Source organism: Stenotrophomonas sp. HMWF023, assembly GCF_003060985.1.
GTDB lineage: Bacteria > Pseudomonadota > Gammaproteobacteria > Xanthomonadales > Xanthomonadaceae > Stenotrophomonas > Stenotrophomonas lactitubi.
Genome location: NZ_QAIJ01000321.1, coordinates 13,869 through 27,951, shown reverse-complemented (window position 1 = coordinate 27,951; position 14,083 = coordinate 13,869). Strand labels below are relative to the sequence as shown.

Sequence of the window (14,083 nt, the reverse complement as noted above, 5' to 3'; positions counted from 1 at the left end):
CGCCTGCTGGAATCGAGCATCTTCGGCCAGATCGATTACAGCGGCGCAAAGCGCCTGCTGGAAGTCGGCAGCGGCGTGGGTGCACAGACCGAGATCCTGCTGCGCCGCTTCCCCGAGTTGCACGTGACCGGCGTCGACCTGAGCGAGACCCAGCTGGAAACCGCACGCGAGAACTTGGCGCGCACGCCGTGGTGCAGCGACCGTTACACCCTGCAGCAGGCCGATGCCGGCGAACTGCCGTTCGAGGCCCGCACCTTCGATGCCGCGTTCCTGTGCTGGGTGCTGGAACATGTTCCTTCGCCCGCGCGCGTACTGAGTGAAGTACGCCGCGTGCTGGCCCCGGGCTCGCCGGTGTACATCACCGAGGTGATGAATGCTTCGTTCCTGCTTGATCCGTATTCGCCGCACATCTGGCGCTACTGGATGGCCTTCAATGACTTCCAGTACGACCATGGCGGTGACCCGTTCGTCGGCGCCAAGCTGGGCAATCTGCTGCTGGCCGGCGGCTTCCGCGATGTGCACACCGAGATCAAGACCATCCACCTGGACAACCGCGAACCGGCACGTCGCAAGACGATGATCGCGTTCTGGGAACAGCTGCTGCTGTCGGCGGCCGACCAGCTGCTGCAGGCCGGCACGGTGGACGAAGAGACGGTGGAGGGCATGCGTCGCGAGTTCCGGCTGGTGCAGAACGATCCGAATGCGGTGTTCTTCTATTCGTTCGTGCAGGGCCGCGCAACGGTGTATTGAGCGGTCTGCGGTACAGGCCATCCATGCATGGGGTGGAACCCTCGGGTGCCGATGCATTGCGCCATCCACGCATGGCGTGGATCTACTGTTCTGGCCGGTGCCAGATGCGCTGCCACATGGCCGACAACCGGCGACCGGCATCGGCACGCGCGGCCGGGCTGCTGTAGTCCACCCGCAGCTGCTCGGGCACGATCGCACGCCACTGGCCGTCAACCTGCTCGGCCACCGCGAAGTTGAAGGTGTAGTCCGGCTCCAGGCCCATGCGCAGGTCGCTCAGCACCAACCGGCCTTCAACCACCTGTGCGCGCATGAAGCCACGGTTGAACCACTGCAGACGCTGTACCGCCGGAATTCCCGCCGCTTCGCGCAATGCCTGCACGTTGGACGGATGCCCCTCGAAACGCATCGGCGCGTGGTCGGCCACAAGCGAGCGGTCACCCACCACGTAGCCATTGGGGGTCATCGCCACCACCCGCCACAGCAGGGTATTGAAGGGCATCGGCACCGAGAACCGCGGCGCGTCACCCAGGCCCATCGCGGCCAGGCTCTGCTGCGCGGCACGGTCGACCTGCGCCTTGGCGATCAGCCCCCAGCCCAGGTACGCACTGCTGAGCAGCAGCGCAACACCAAGCACCTTGCCCGCCCACGGCCGCGCGCGACCGAACCAGGCCAGCACGCAGCCCAGCAGCAACCACACCGTGTAGCCGGGATCGATGATGAAGACGCTCGAGCCCATCGCCGGATGCGGCTGCAACGGCCACCACAGCTGCGTGCCGTAGACGGTGAACGCATCCAGCACGGGATGGGTGACCAACGCCAGCTGGATCGCCCAGAACCAGCGCACCGGTGATTGCGCCACCCTGCCGTTGCCGAAGCGCTTGAACAACCACCAGATCAACGCGGCTACCCACGGCAGCACCAGCAGCGAATGGCTGAAACTGCGGTGGTCGGTCATGTTCGCCACCGGGTCGGCGGCGGCAAAGCCCAGCCACAGGGCGTCCAGGTCCGGCAGGGTGCCGAGCGCGGCACCGGCCAACAGAGCGGCACGGCGGTGTCCGGGCGGGGCGATGGCGGCAGCGACGGCGCCGCCGAGAACGATCTGGGTCAATGAGTCCATCGGCCGATGCTAGCGGGTTGCGCGCGGTGTATGCAGAGCCGAGCCCATGCTCGGCTGCTCTTCGTTCGGCGCCACGACAGCCGAGCATGGGCTCGGCGCTACAGGGGGACCACCTTGCACGCCCGTCGAGCATGGCTCGACGCTACAGGAGCGGTTTACGCCGCCTGCGACAACCGCGCCCCGGGCAGCTCGACCAGTGTCCGCCCATTGTGGTCCAGCAGCCGCAACGCGCCGTCGTGGTCCTCGGCCAGGGCGGTCAGGCTCTCCACCCAGTCACCGTCATTGGCATAGACCAGACCGTCACGTTCGATCAGCGCGGCGCGATGGATGTGTCCGCAGACGATGCCATCCAGGCCACGCCGGCGCACATCATCCAGACCGGCCTGCACGAAGCGCTCGATGTAGCGTTCGGCCGCACTGCTCTGCCGTTTCAGGAATTCGGACAGCGACCAGTAGCGCATTCCGAGCCGGCGCCGCACCGCGTTCAACAGATGGTTGCCGGTAAGGATGCGGTAGTACAGCCAGTCACCAAAGCGCTCCTGCAGGCCACCGAAGTGGGTGACGCCGTCATAGTCGTCGCCATGCGCCACCAGCAGCCGGCGGCCATCGGCCGTGGTGTGGATCGCGCGGCGGCGCACCTGCATCGCCGGCAGCATCAGGCCGCACACCTGGCGCAACGAAGCGTCGTGGTTGCCGGGGATGTAGATGATCTCGGTACCCGCGCGCCGCAGCGCGTGCAGGGCCAGAATGACGTCGCTGTGCGATTGCCGCCAGTTGGCGCGCCGGTGTGCCATCCACCACAGGTCGATGATGTCGCCGACCAGGTACAGCCGCTCGCAGCGCAGCGTGCCGAGAAAACGCGCAAGCTCGGTGGCGTGGCAATGCCGCGACCCGAGATGAACATCGGAGACGAACACGGCGCGACGATGCGGTGCCAGGTTCGCCAGCGTGTTCATGCCGGCATCCCCGCATCGCGCAGATAGCGTTTGCGTTTGTGTGGCCGGATCGCGTGCAGGTCGACTTCGATCAGGCCGTCGATCGAATCGCTGAAATCCGGGTCGACGCCGAACGCCAGGAACCGTGCACCGCCGGGTTCGCACAGGTCGGTGTACTGCCGGTACAAGGTGGGTACGCCGGTGCCGAGCGCGGCAAGGTTGGCCTTGAGCACGTCGAAGGCGGCCGCCGCATCCAGTTCGCCGAAGCACGGTGGCGCGGCGAAGTACTGGAACGGCCGGTTCGATTGCACCCGACCATCGGCCGCGCCGTAGTAGCGCTGGTAATAGGCCACCAACTGCTCGCGCGCATCGCGGGGCAAGGCGGCGCTGATCGACACCGCACCGAACAGATAGCGGATGCCGGGCTGGCATTGCAGATAGGCGCCGATGCCCTGCCACAGGTAATCCAGGCTGCGGCTGCCCCAGTAATCGGGCACCACGAAGCTGCGGCCCAGTTCCAGGCCTTCGGCAATGCGTGGAATGGCATCGTCGGAATAGCGGAACAGCGAAGCACTGTAGAGCCCGGCCAGGCCCCGGCGCGCCAACGCCTGCGCACCGCGCATGATCCGGTAGGCACCAGCGATGCGCTGGGCGGTGCCGTCCCAGATCACGATGTGCTGGTAGTGCAGGTCGAAGTCGTCCAGGTCGCGACTGCGCCCCGTGCCCTCGCCCACCTGGCGGAAGGTCAGTTCGCGCAGCCGCCCCAGCTCGTGCAGCAACGGAGAATCAGCAGCGCAGCTGGCCAGCAGGATCTGTTTGCCATCGGCGGTCTGCCCCAGCACGGTGGCAGCGGCAATGCCAGCGGCGACGTGTGCAGGCGGCACCGGCGCGGCCAGCGGCTCGGGCCCTGCAGGGCAGCCTTCGGCAACCGGCGTAGTGCGCCCCAGCGCGTACACCGCGCGGCGCACCGCCAGCAGCTGTGCGCCGGGGTCACCCTGCCCCAACTGCATCGGTTCGCCGATGCGCAGCCGCAGCGGCCGGCCACGGCGGGCGAACATCTCGCGTGCCAGCAGTGCCGTGCCGGCCGGCTTGAACAGCGTCGAGGCGCCGTAGAACAGCGCCGAGTTGCGCGCGTCCACACGCACCGGCAGTACCGGTGCGGCGGCGGCACGGGCAAAGCGGACAAAACCCCGCTGCCAGCGACCGTCGCGGATGCCGAGCAGCGACAACCGCGAGACCTCGCCGGCCGGGAACACGATCACGCACTGCTCGGCCGCCAGCGCCTGCTCCACCGCCTGCAGGCTGGTGCGCTGGACCTTGCCACCGAGGATGCGTACCGGCAGCAGCAGGTCCTGCAGCGGCCCGATCGCGCCCAGCAGATCGTTGGCCACGATGCGCACGTCGCGGCGGATGCGGCCGACCGCATCCAGCAAGGCCAGGGCATCCAGCGCACCGGAGGGATGGTTGGCCACGATCAACAGGCGGCCGGTGGCGGGAATCCGCGCCAGCGCGGCGGGGTCCACGTGGTAGCGACCCTCGATGAAATCCAATCCGGCGGCGACGAAGTCGAAACCGCGCACGTTGGCGTTGCGGCGCAGGAACTCCTCGATCCGGTCCAGCCGTGACCAGCGTCCGACGCTGCGCAGCAGGGGCCGGGCCAGTTGGCCGCGACGGCCATGGAACCAGTCGGGATAGCGTTGCTGCAGACGCTGTTCGAGTTCCTGCATGGCGTGTCCACTCCTGCCCGGCGGCCGGGTTGGCCGAGAGCCTGCGCCCAGGACGCGGCAGCCAGATGGCGGTTTGGCGGCAGAATGATGACGGCGCCTGCGCAGGCCCATCCGGGCCCGGCGGGGGGCGGCAATGGTCACGCCAGTGGAACACTGCCTGTGCACGATGCCCCCGCAATGCCCGCCAGGCCTTGCCCTGCCGGGCACAACACCTTAACCACCGACAACCCATACGGGTTCACAATGCACAGGCGGCGCACCCCGTGTATCATTCGCGCCCATCTTTCCATCCGAATCAAAGGATATTAAGCCTGATGTCCAGCTACCTCTTCACCTCCGAGTCGGTCTCTGAAGGCCATCCGGACAAGGTTGCCGACCAGATCTCCGATGCGGTGCTGGACGCGATCCTGACCCAGGACCAGCGCGCCCGTGTGGCCTGCGAGACCATGGTCAAGACCGGCGTTGCCATCGTTGCCGGCGAGATCACCACCAGCGCCTGGATCGACCTGGAAGCGCTGACCCGCAAGGTCATCGTGGACATCGGCTATGACAGCTCCGAAGTCGGCTTCGACGGCGCCACCTGCGGCGTGCTGAACCTGATCGGCAAGCAGTCCCCGCACATCGCCCAGGGCGTTGACCGCAAGAAGCCGGAAGAAATGGGCGCTGGCGACCAGGGCCTGATGTTCGGCTATGCCACCAACGAAACCGACAGCTACATGCCGGCGGCGATCCACCTGTCGCACCGCCTGGTCGAGCAGCAGGCCAAGATCCGCAAGAAGCGCAACTCGCCGCTGTCCTGGCTGCGTCCGGATGCCAAGAGCCAGGTCACCCTGCGCTATGAAAACGGCGTGGTCTCGGCCATCGACGCCGTGGTCCTGTCGACCCAGCACGCCCCGGGCATCAAGCAGAAGGACCTCATCGAGGCCGTCCGCGAAGAGATCATCAAGCCGGTGCTGCCGGCCAAGTGGCTGCACAAGGGCACCAAGTTCCACATCAACCCGACCGGCAAGTTCGAGATCGGCGGCCCGGTGGGCGACTGCGGCCTGACCGGCCGCAAGATCATCGTCGACACCTACGGCGGCTGGGCCCGTCACGGTGGTGGCGCGTTCTCCGGCAAGGACCCGTCCAAGGTCGACCGTTCGGCCGCCTACGCTGCCCGCTACGTCGCCAAGAACGTGGTTGCCGCCGGCCTGGCCGACCGTTGCGAAGTGCAGGTCTCCTACGCCATCGGCGTGGCTGAGCCGACCTCGATCTCGGTCACCACCTTCGGCACCGGCAAGATCAGCGACGACAAGATCGAGAAGCTGATCCGCAAGCACTTCGACCTGCGCCCGTACGGCATCATCAAGATGCTGGACCTGATCCACCCGATGTACCAGCAGACTGCGGCCTACGGCCACTTCGGCCGCAAGCCGAAGGAGTTCAGCTACATCAACGGCGAAGGCGAGACCGTCAACGCCACGGCCTTCTCCTGGGAGAAGACCGATCGCGCCGCCGCCCTGCGCGCCGACGCGAAGCTGAAGTAAGACAGACGAAGGGCCGCGAAAGCGGCCCTTCTGCTTCCTGTAGAGCCGAGCCACGCCGATACAATCGCCGCATGTCGACCGAACTCAAATCCCACCAGCTGTCCATGACCGTGCTGATGTCGCCGGAGATGGCCAATTTCTCCGGCAAGGTCCACGGCGGCGCGATCCTGCGCCTGCTCGACCAGGTCGCCTATGCCTGCGCCAGCCGCTATGCCGGCCGCTACGTGGTCACCCTGTCGGTGGACCAGGTGGTGTTCCGCCAGCCGATCGCGGTCGGCGAACTGGTCACCTTCCTGGCCTCGGTGAACTACACCGGCACCTCGTCGATGGAAATCGGCGTCAAGGTGGTGGCCGAGGACATCCTCAAGCGCAGCGTGCGCCACGCCAACAGCTGCTTCTTCACCATGGTGGCGGTGGACGAGGAAGGCCGGCCGACGCCGGTTCCATCACTGCAGCCGGCCAGTTCGGACGAGAAGCGCCGCCAGGCCGCCGCGTTGATCCGCCGCCAGCTACGCCAGGAAATGGAGCAGCGGCATCTGGAACTGCTGGCGTCGAATCCGCCGTCGCCGGAAGAATGATCTCAAACCCGGTAGTGCCGGCCGCTGGCCGGCAACCTCCTGATGCTCGGAAACAGATGCAAGGTTGCCGGCCAGCGGCCGGCACTACCACGGCTCAACCGGTGTTCTGCACGCCCTGCGAAACACCATTCACGCAGGCCACCAGCGCACGCAGCAGGTCATCGTCCTCGCGCCCGCTTTCGCGCCAGCGCTGCAGCAGGTCCACCTGCAGCACGCTGATCGGGTCCACATAGGGATTACGCAGGCGGATCGACAGCGCCAGCCGCGCGTCGTGGTCCAACAGGGTCTGCTGCTCCATCAGCGCCAGCAGCCAATGCCGGGTCAGTTCCAGTTCGCGTTCAACCTGCGGGAAGAACGCATCATGCAGCTCGCCTGACAGGCGCGAGAACTGTTCGGCGATGGTGATATCGCCCTTGGACAGTACCATCGCGATGTCATCCAGGAACGTGCGGAAGAACGGCCAGTCCCGCGCCATCTCACGCAGCGTGGCTTCATGGCCGGCGTCCACCGCCGCCTGCAGGCCGCTACCGACGCCATACCAGCCTGGAATCACCGCGCGCGCCTGGCTCCAGGCAAACACCCACGGAATCGCACGCAGGTTGGTCAACGCCGCATCCTGGCCGAGCCGGCGCGACGGCCGCGAGCCCAGCGTCATCCGTTCGATCACATCGATCGGCGTGGCGGTACGGAAGTAGTCCATGAAACGCGGCTGGCCGACGAACGCCCGATAGACCTCGCTGCTGGAACCGGCGACCACGTCCATCACCGGCCGCCAGTCCTCCTCGCGTGGCTCGGCGGCGCGCGGGCGCAGGCTGGCGCGCAGTACCGCACCGGTGGCCTGCTCCAGCGAACGCAGCGCCAGCGCGCGGATGCCGTACTTGCGGTGGATCACCTCGCCCTGTTCGGTCACCCGCAGGCGGCCATCGATGCTGCCGCGGGGCGAAGCATCGACCGCGTGCGTGGTCTTGCCGCCACCGCGGCTGATCGAACCGCCGCGGCCATGGAAGAAGGTCAGGCGCAGGCCCGCTTCGGCAGCCACCTCCAGCAGCTCAACCTGCGCGCGTTGCAGGCCCCAGCGCGAGGCGGCAATGCCACCGTCCTTGCTGCTGTCCGAATAACCGAGCATCACCATCTGCACATCATCACGTGCACGCAGATGCGCGCGATACACCGGATCGGCCAGCAGATCGCGCAGTGTTGCAGTACCACGCTTGAGGTCGTCCACGGTTTCGAACAGCGGCGCGATATCCAGCGGCACGTCGCCGGCGTCATCGACCAGGCCACCACGGCGCGCCAGCGCCAGCACCGCCAGCACATCGCCACGGTCGTGCGCCATCGAGATGATGTAGCTGCCCAGCGCGTCGCCACCATGCCGCGCACGCGCATCGGCCAAGGCAGCGAACACTGCATCCAAGCGCTGGCTGCCCTCGTCATCGCCAACGGGCAAGGGTGTTTCACCACTGGCATGGGGCGCCAGCAGGCGGGCGCGACCGGCTGCATCCAACGCATCCCATGCCGCGTCGCCGCCCAGCACCGCCGCCAGCGCGCGCGCATGCACGCTCGATTCCTGGCGCACATCCAGCCGCGCCAGATGGAAGCCGAAGGTCTTCACCCGCCACAGCAGTCGCTGCACGGCGAAGCCGCCGGCATGTTCGCCACGGTTCGCGCGCAGGCTGTCGAGGATCAGCTGCAGGTCATCGATCAGCTCGTCCGGACCGGCATAGGCGCCGTCGGCATCATCCAGCGTGGCCTGCAGGCGCGCGCGCATGCGGTCGTTGAGCAACCGATACGGCATGTCGGCATGGCGTGGCCGCGACTGCACCTGCGGCAGCAACTGCTGATAGTGCGCGACACGCGCCTGCAGTGCATCGCTCACCCCCACCCGTTCGGTGGACTGGCTGAGCAGGCTGGCCAGCTGCAGCAGTTCCTTCTGGTACTGGCCCAGCACGGCAACGCGCTGTGCATCCAGCGTGTTGCGGATGGTGTGCGCATCCACATTGGGATTGCCGTCCATGTCGCCGCCCACCCACGTGCCAAAACGCAGCAGGCGTGGCAGCGGCAGTTCCTCGCCATAGGTATCGCGCAGTGCCTGCTGCAGCGATTCGTACAGCACCGGGATGACCCGGTACAGCACCTGCACCAGATAGAAGCCGACGTGTTCGCGTTCGTCATCCACGGTCGGACGCACCGGCGAGGAATCGGTGGTCTGCCACGATGCGGTCAACGCCATGCGGAAGCGCGCGGCGTCGGCGGCGGCTTCGCCGGGGGTGCGCTGGCCGTCGAGGTTGTCGACCAGGCTGGCCACCATCAGCTGCTCTTTTTCCAGCAGCGCGCGGCGCACGGCCTCGGTCGGGTGCGCGGTGAACACCGGCTCGATATCGATGCGTGGCAGCCACTGCGCCAGTTCGTCCAGACCAACGCCCTGTGCCTTCAGGTGCTGCAGGGCGTCCTGCAGGCCATCGGGTTGCGGTGCGGCGGCAACGGCCCGCTGGTAGTCGCGGCGTCGGCGGATGCGATGCACGCGCTCGGCGATGTTGACCACCTGGAAGTAGGTGCTGAATGCCCGCACCATGGTCTCGGCCTGCTGCGGTGCACGCCCGGCCAGGCCATCGGCCAGCTCGGACAGTGGCGCCTGGTTCTCGCGGCGGGCGATGGCACGCGTACGCACGTCCTCGACGTCATCGAGGAAAGCGGCCGACACCTGCTCGACCAGCAGGTCGCCGACCAGTGCACCGAGACGGCGCACATCGTCACGCAGGGGTAGATCGGGGGAAGCGAACTCGATACTGCTGCGGTACTCGTTCATCGGCGACGCACAGGCCTCGGTCAACGGATCCAGACCCCAAGCCTAAACCAGATTACGCACGATGCTGCGATGCGGAAATGGTTTCATCTGCACGTATCCGCAGCAGAAGGAGCCGAGCGTGGGCTCGGCTCTACAGACGTCATCACGCGCCATACCCTGTAGCGCCCGAGCCCATGCTCGGGCGGCGGCGCAGCCGCACAGGCGGCCCCCGTTGCGGGGGCGCCGTCATGCGCGTCAGCGCTTCTTCTTGGCTTTGCCCTGCTGCACCGGACCCAGGGTCTGCTCCAGCCAGCGCTCGCTTTCGGCCAGCATGGTCATGATCGATTCGCGTGCGCGGTAGGCATGCGATTCGTTCGGCAGCATCACCAGGCGGGCAGTGCCGCCCAAGCCCTTCACCGCAGCGAACATGCGCTCGCTCTGCAGCGGGAACGTGCCCGAATTGTTGTCGTCCACGCCATGGATGAAGAGGATCGGATCCTTGATCCGGTCGGCGTAGTTGAACGGCGCCATCTTCTGGTACACGTCCTGCGCCTGCCAGTAGTTGCGCTCTTCGGCCTGGAAACCAAACGGGGTCAGCGTGCGGTTGTAGGCGCCGCTGCGGGCGATGCCGGCCTTGAACAGGCGGGTGTGCGCGAGGAGGTTGGCGGTCATGAACGCACCGTAGGAATGGCCACCGATGGCGATGTGCTCGCGATCGGTCACGCCACGCCGCACCACCTCGTCCACCGCGGCCTGCGCATTGGCCACCAGCTGTTCGATGTAGGTGTCGTTGGGTTCCTTGTCGCCTTCGCCGATGATCGGCATCGACGGGCTGGCCAGCACCACATACCCCTTGGCCAGGAACGCCTGCGGGCCCCAGTAGCTGATCGCGTTGAAGCGGTACGGCGAATCGGTCACCTGGCTGGCGGCCGCAGCGCTCTTGAACTCACCCGGGTAGGCCCACATCAGCAGCGGCCGCGGACCATCGCGCTTGGGGTCATAGCCCGGCGGCAGCAGCAGGGTCGCGGTCAGGTCCACGCCGTCCTTGCGCTTGTAACGGATCTGTTCTTTCTGCACGCCCTTCAACTGCGGCAGCGGATGGGCGAAGTGGGTCAGCGCACGCGGTGCAGCGTTGGTGTCGGCCAGCGACTGCACGTAGAAGTTGGTCGGTTCATCCGGGCTTTCGCGGCTGATCAGCAGCGAACTGGCCTGCGCATCCAACAACGTCACCGGCGCGGCGTAGGTCGGTGCCTGCGAATGGAACAGGCGGGTCGCCTTGCCGCTGGCCACCTCGAAGCGATCGACGAACGGACGGTCGCCCTCCGGCGACGCACCGGCACCGGCCAGATACAGGCTGCCACCATCGGCGGTGGTCTGCAGCAGCGAGCGGCCGCGGTCATCGCTGGCCATCAGCGGACGACCCGGATCGGCATAGCGGTCCTGCGCATCGCGGTCCCACAGCAGCCTGGCATCGGCGCTGGCGTTGTCCGGTGCGATCAGCCAGGTCTTGCTGCGGCGGGTCTTCCACCACGATTCGTTGAGCAGGGCCAGGTCGCCGCGGCCCCAGCTGATGCCGGCATAACGGCTGCCGAGCTGTGCCAGGGTCACCGGCGGCGTGTCGAACGGTGCGGCCTGCATGAATACCGCATCGCGCACCTTGGCCTCCCTGTTCGGATCGCCGCCATCCTGCGCTTCGGCCCATACCAGGGTGGCATCGGCATCGCCGCGCCAGCTGATGTCACGCACGCCGGTCACTTCGGCATCGTTGCCGGTCGGCAAGCCCTCCACCAACGGACGCACGGCCACGGTGTGCACCAGCTTGCCGGTGCTGCGGTCGAGCACTTCGATGCGGCGCGGGAAACTACTCACCGGCACCACGTAGGAGTACGGGCGCTGCACCGGCTGGCTGAGCACGAAGCGGCCATCGGGCGACACCGCAAAGCCCATGAAGATGCCGGCCGCACCGATGGCACGGCTCTGCCCGTCCAGGCTGACCTCCACCGGCTGGGTGGTGGCGTAGTAATCGAACTGGCGCGCGTCGGCCTCGTTCTTCAGCAGGTCCTGATAGGTGCGGATGGAGACCACGCCCCCGCCCTGGCTGGTCTGCTGCACGGCCGGGCCGGTCGGAATGCCATCCGCGGCCGGTGCGGCGCCCAGGTTGGCCGGGCGGGTGAACACCACCAGCCCGCGGCTGTCCGGCAACCACTGGTAGCCACTGCCCAGGACGGTGTTCAGGCCGGCGACCAGACGACGGGCGCTGCCGCCGGCCACGTCCACCAGCCACAGTTCATTGGCACCGGTAGCGGCATCGACCTGGTTGAAGGCCAGCCACTTCTGGTCCGGCGACCACGTCAGGCTGGCGATCGACAACGTCGCCGGCAACCCGCTGATCTGCCGCTCCTTGCCGTCGGCCACGTTCATCAGCCACAGCTTCTGGCCGAAGCTGAAGCGGCTGTCGGAGAAGGTGCGCGGGTTGATGCGCAGGCCGGCCAGCTTCAGCTCCGGCTGCGCCACCACCTGGATCGACGGCAGCGACGGCATCTGCATCAGCGCGGCCACGTCGCGACGTGGCGACAGGTACAGCGACGGCGCCCGCGGCGCGTCGACCACCGCCTGCAGTGCGGCCGAGGGCAGCTCGTAGCCGGTCACGCCCTGCGCTTGGGTCTGTGCCGCCTGCGGGGCCGCAGCCAAGGCCTGCGGGACCACCGCCAGCAGGGCCATCGACAGGACCAGGCCAGTCAAGCGCCGGTTGCGGCGTGCGTGCATGCTCATCATTGTTCCACCTGTTCGCTGCGTGAAGCCCTCGACCTTAACAGGCCATGCACATCCGCCCATCTGCCGATGGTTGGGTCATCGCTGTGTCACAGCGGAGGCGCGATATAATGGGCATCCTCCCCTGCCGAGGGGCGCTGCGACCGGATCCCCTGAGACCGGCCAGGCTCGGCCAGGTGGCTTTGCAACAACGGCGCCCGGCTAGATGCGAGCATCCGCTCGCCCACAACCGGAGCTACTGCATGAATGCTGTTGCCAAGACCTTCTCCACCGAAGGTGATTACAAGATCCGCGACATCACCCTGGCCGACTGGGGCCGCAAGGAACTGGACATCGCCGAGCACGAGATGCCGGGCCTGATGTCGATCCGTCGCAAGCACGCCGCCACCCTGCCGCTGAAGGGCGTGCGCGTGACCGGTTCGCTGCACATGACCATCCAGACCGCCGTGCTGATCGAGACCCTGAAGGACATCGGCGCCGACGTGCGCTGGGCCTCGTGCAACATCTTCTCGACCCAGGACCACGCTGCTGCGGCCATCGCCGCCACCGGCACCCCCGTGTTCGCCTGGAAGGGCGAGTCGCTGGAAGAGTACTGGGACTGCACCCTGGACGCGCTGACCTTCACCCTGGCCGACGGCACCCTGACCGGTCCGGAACTGGTGGTCGACGACGGCGGTGACGTGACCCTGCTGATCCACAAGGGTTACGAGCTGGAAAACGGCAGCACCTGGGTGGACGAAAAGGCCGCCTCGCACGAAGAGCAGGTCATCAAGAACCTGCTCAAGCGCGTGGCCAAGGAGCGCCCGGGTTACTGGGGCCGCGTGGTCAAGGACTGGAAGGGCGTTTCGGAAGAAACCACCACCGGCGTGCACCGCCTGTACCAGCTGGCGCAGGCCGGCACCCTGCTGATCCCGGCGATCAACGTCAACGACTCGGTCACCAAGAGCAAGTTCGACAACCTGTACGGCTGCCGCGAGTCGCTGGCCGATGGCCTCAAGCGCGCGATGGACGTGATGCTGGCCGGCAAGGTCGCCGTGGTCTGCGGCTACGGTGACGTGGGCAAGGGCTGCGCCGCGTCGCTGCGTGCCTACGGCGCGCGCGTGGTGGTCACCGAGATCGACCCGATCTGCGCCCTGCAGGCGGCGATGGAAGGCTTCGAGGTCAACACCATCGAGTCGACCCTGGGCCGTGCCGACCTGTACGTCACCACCACCGGCAACAAGGACATCATCCGCATCGAGCACCTGAGCGCGATGAAGGACCAGGCCATCGTCTGCAACATCGGCCACTTCGACAACGAGATCCAGGTCGATGCGCTGGTCGCCTTCCCGGGCGTGAAGCACGTCAACATCAAGCCGCAGGTGGACAAGTACATCTTCCCGAACGGAAACGCGATCTTCCTGCTGGCCGAAGGCCGCCTGGTCAACCTGGGCTGCGCCACCGGCCACCCGAGCTTCGTGATGTCCAACTCGTTCGCCAACCAGACCCTGGCCCAGATCGACCTGTGGGCCAACAAGGGCAGCTACGAGAACAAGGTGTACCTGCTGCCGAAGAAGCTGGACGAAGAAGTGGCCCGCCTGCACCTGGAGAAGATCGGCGTGAAGCTGACCACGCTGAGCCAGGAACAGGCCGACTACATCGGCGTGCCGGTGGAAGGTCCGTTCAAGCCGGATCATTACCGCTACTGATGCCTGCAGGTGCCAGCCGACGGTTGGCACCAGCGGTGCATGCAACACACGGAACGGGCGCCTTCGGGCGCCCGTTCTGCGTTCCGGCACCCGCCAGCCCGATCCGCGAGCCCTGTCACAGAGCCCTAAGAAGCCGCTTGCTACGATTTTCGCCCCATGCCCCCGCCGCCCGCAGGCCATGCGCCAGGACGCAGACATCAAAGGA

Annotated in this window: 9 protein-coding genes and 1 riboswitch; of the genes, 4 read left to right on the top strand and 5 right to left on the bottom strand. The window is 67.0% G+C overall.

Annotation, left to right across the window (positions count from 1 at the left end):
• Nucleotides 1-750, top strand: a 750-nt coding sequence (locus DBR20_RS19825; protein WP_258223434.1) for a class I SAM-dependent methyltransferase, incomplete at its 5' end; no start/stop codon positions are given.
• A gap of 82 nt (nucleotides 751-832) precedes the next feature.
• Here DBR20_RS19825 and DBR20_RS19820 read toward each other — a convergent pair.
• The 3 genes from DBR20_RS19820 to DBR20_RS19810 form a co-directional block, all read right to left on the bottom strand.
• Nucleotides 833-1,867, bottom strand: a complete 1,035-nt coding sequence (locus DBR20_RS19820; RefSeq protein WP_108267894.1) for a metal-dependent hydrolase — start codon at nucleotides 1,865-1,867, stop codon at nucleotides 833-835.
• A gap of 155 nt (nucleotides 1,868-2,022) precedes the next feature.
• Entirely contained in the window at nucleotides 2,023-2,823 is an 801-nt protein-coding gene (locus DBR20_RS19815; protein ID WP_108267892.1) for a UDP-2,3-diacylglucosamine diphosphatase, read from the bottom strand.
• Nucleotides 2,820-4,529, bottom strand: a complete 1,710-nt coding sequence (locus DBR20_RS19810; RefSeq protein WP_108267890.1) for a lysophospholipid acyltransferase family protein — start codon at nucleotides 4,527-4,529, stop codon at nucleotides 2,820-2,822. The genes DBR20_RS19815 and DBR20_RS19810 overlap by 4 nt, the downstream gene beginning before the upstream one ends.
• A gap of 314 nt (nucleotides 4,530-4,843) precedes the next feature.
• Here DBR20_RS19810 and metK point away from each other — a divergent pair, with 314 nt between their 5' ends.
• Nucleotides 4,844-6,055, top strand: coding sequence for a methionine adenosyltransferase (metK, locus tag DBR20_RS19805; protein ID WP_089238823.1), 1,212 nt, complete (start codon nucleotides 4,844-4,846; stop codon nucleotides 6,053-6,055).
• 71 nt (nucleotides 6,056-6,126) lie between these two features.
• Nucleotides 6,127-6,633, top strand: coding sequence for an acyl-CoA thioesterase (locus DBR20_RS19800; RefSeq protein ID WP_089238821.1), 507 nt, complete (start codon nucleotides 6,127-6,129; stop codon nucleotides 6,631-6,633).
• A gap of 94 nt (nucleotides 6,634-6,727) precedes the next feature.
• Here DBR20_RS19800 and ppc read toward each other — a convergent pair whose 3' ends face one another.
• Both ppc and DBR20_RS19790 read right to left on the bottom strand, forming a co-directional pair.
• On the bottom strand, nucleotides 6,728-9,439 hold the full coding sequence (gene ppc, locus DBR20_RS19795; protein WP_108267888.1) for a phosphoenolpyruvate carboxylase: 2,712 nt from the start codon (nucleotides 9,437-9,439) through the stop codon (nucleotides 6,728-6,730).
• A 234-nt stretch (nucleotides 9,440-9,673) separates the two neighbouring features.
• On the bottom strand, nucleotides 9,674-12,190 hold the full coding sequence (locus DBR20_RS19790) for a prolyl oligopeptidase family serine peptidase (RefSeq protein ID WP_108267886.1): 2,517 nt from the start codon (nucleotides 12,188-12,190) through the stop codon (nucleotides 9,674-9,676).
• A 123-nt stretch (nucleotides 12,191-12,313) separates the two neighbouring features.
• A riboswitch (S-adenosyl-L-homocysteine riboswitch) is annotated at nucleotides 12,314-12,396 on the top strand.
• A gap of 36 nt (nucleotides 12,397-12,432) precedes the next feature.
• Between DBR20_RS19790 and ahcY the strand changes: the two genes are divergently transcribed.
• On the top strand, nucleotides 12,433-13,878 hold the full coding sequence (gene ahcY / locus DBR20_RS19785; RefSeq protein WP_089238815.1) for an adenosylhomocysteinase: 1,446 nt from the start codon (nucleotides 12,433-12,435) through the stop codon (nucleotides 13,876-13,878).
• Nucleotides 13,879-14,083: the final 205 nt, after the last annotated feature.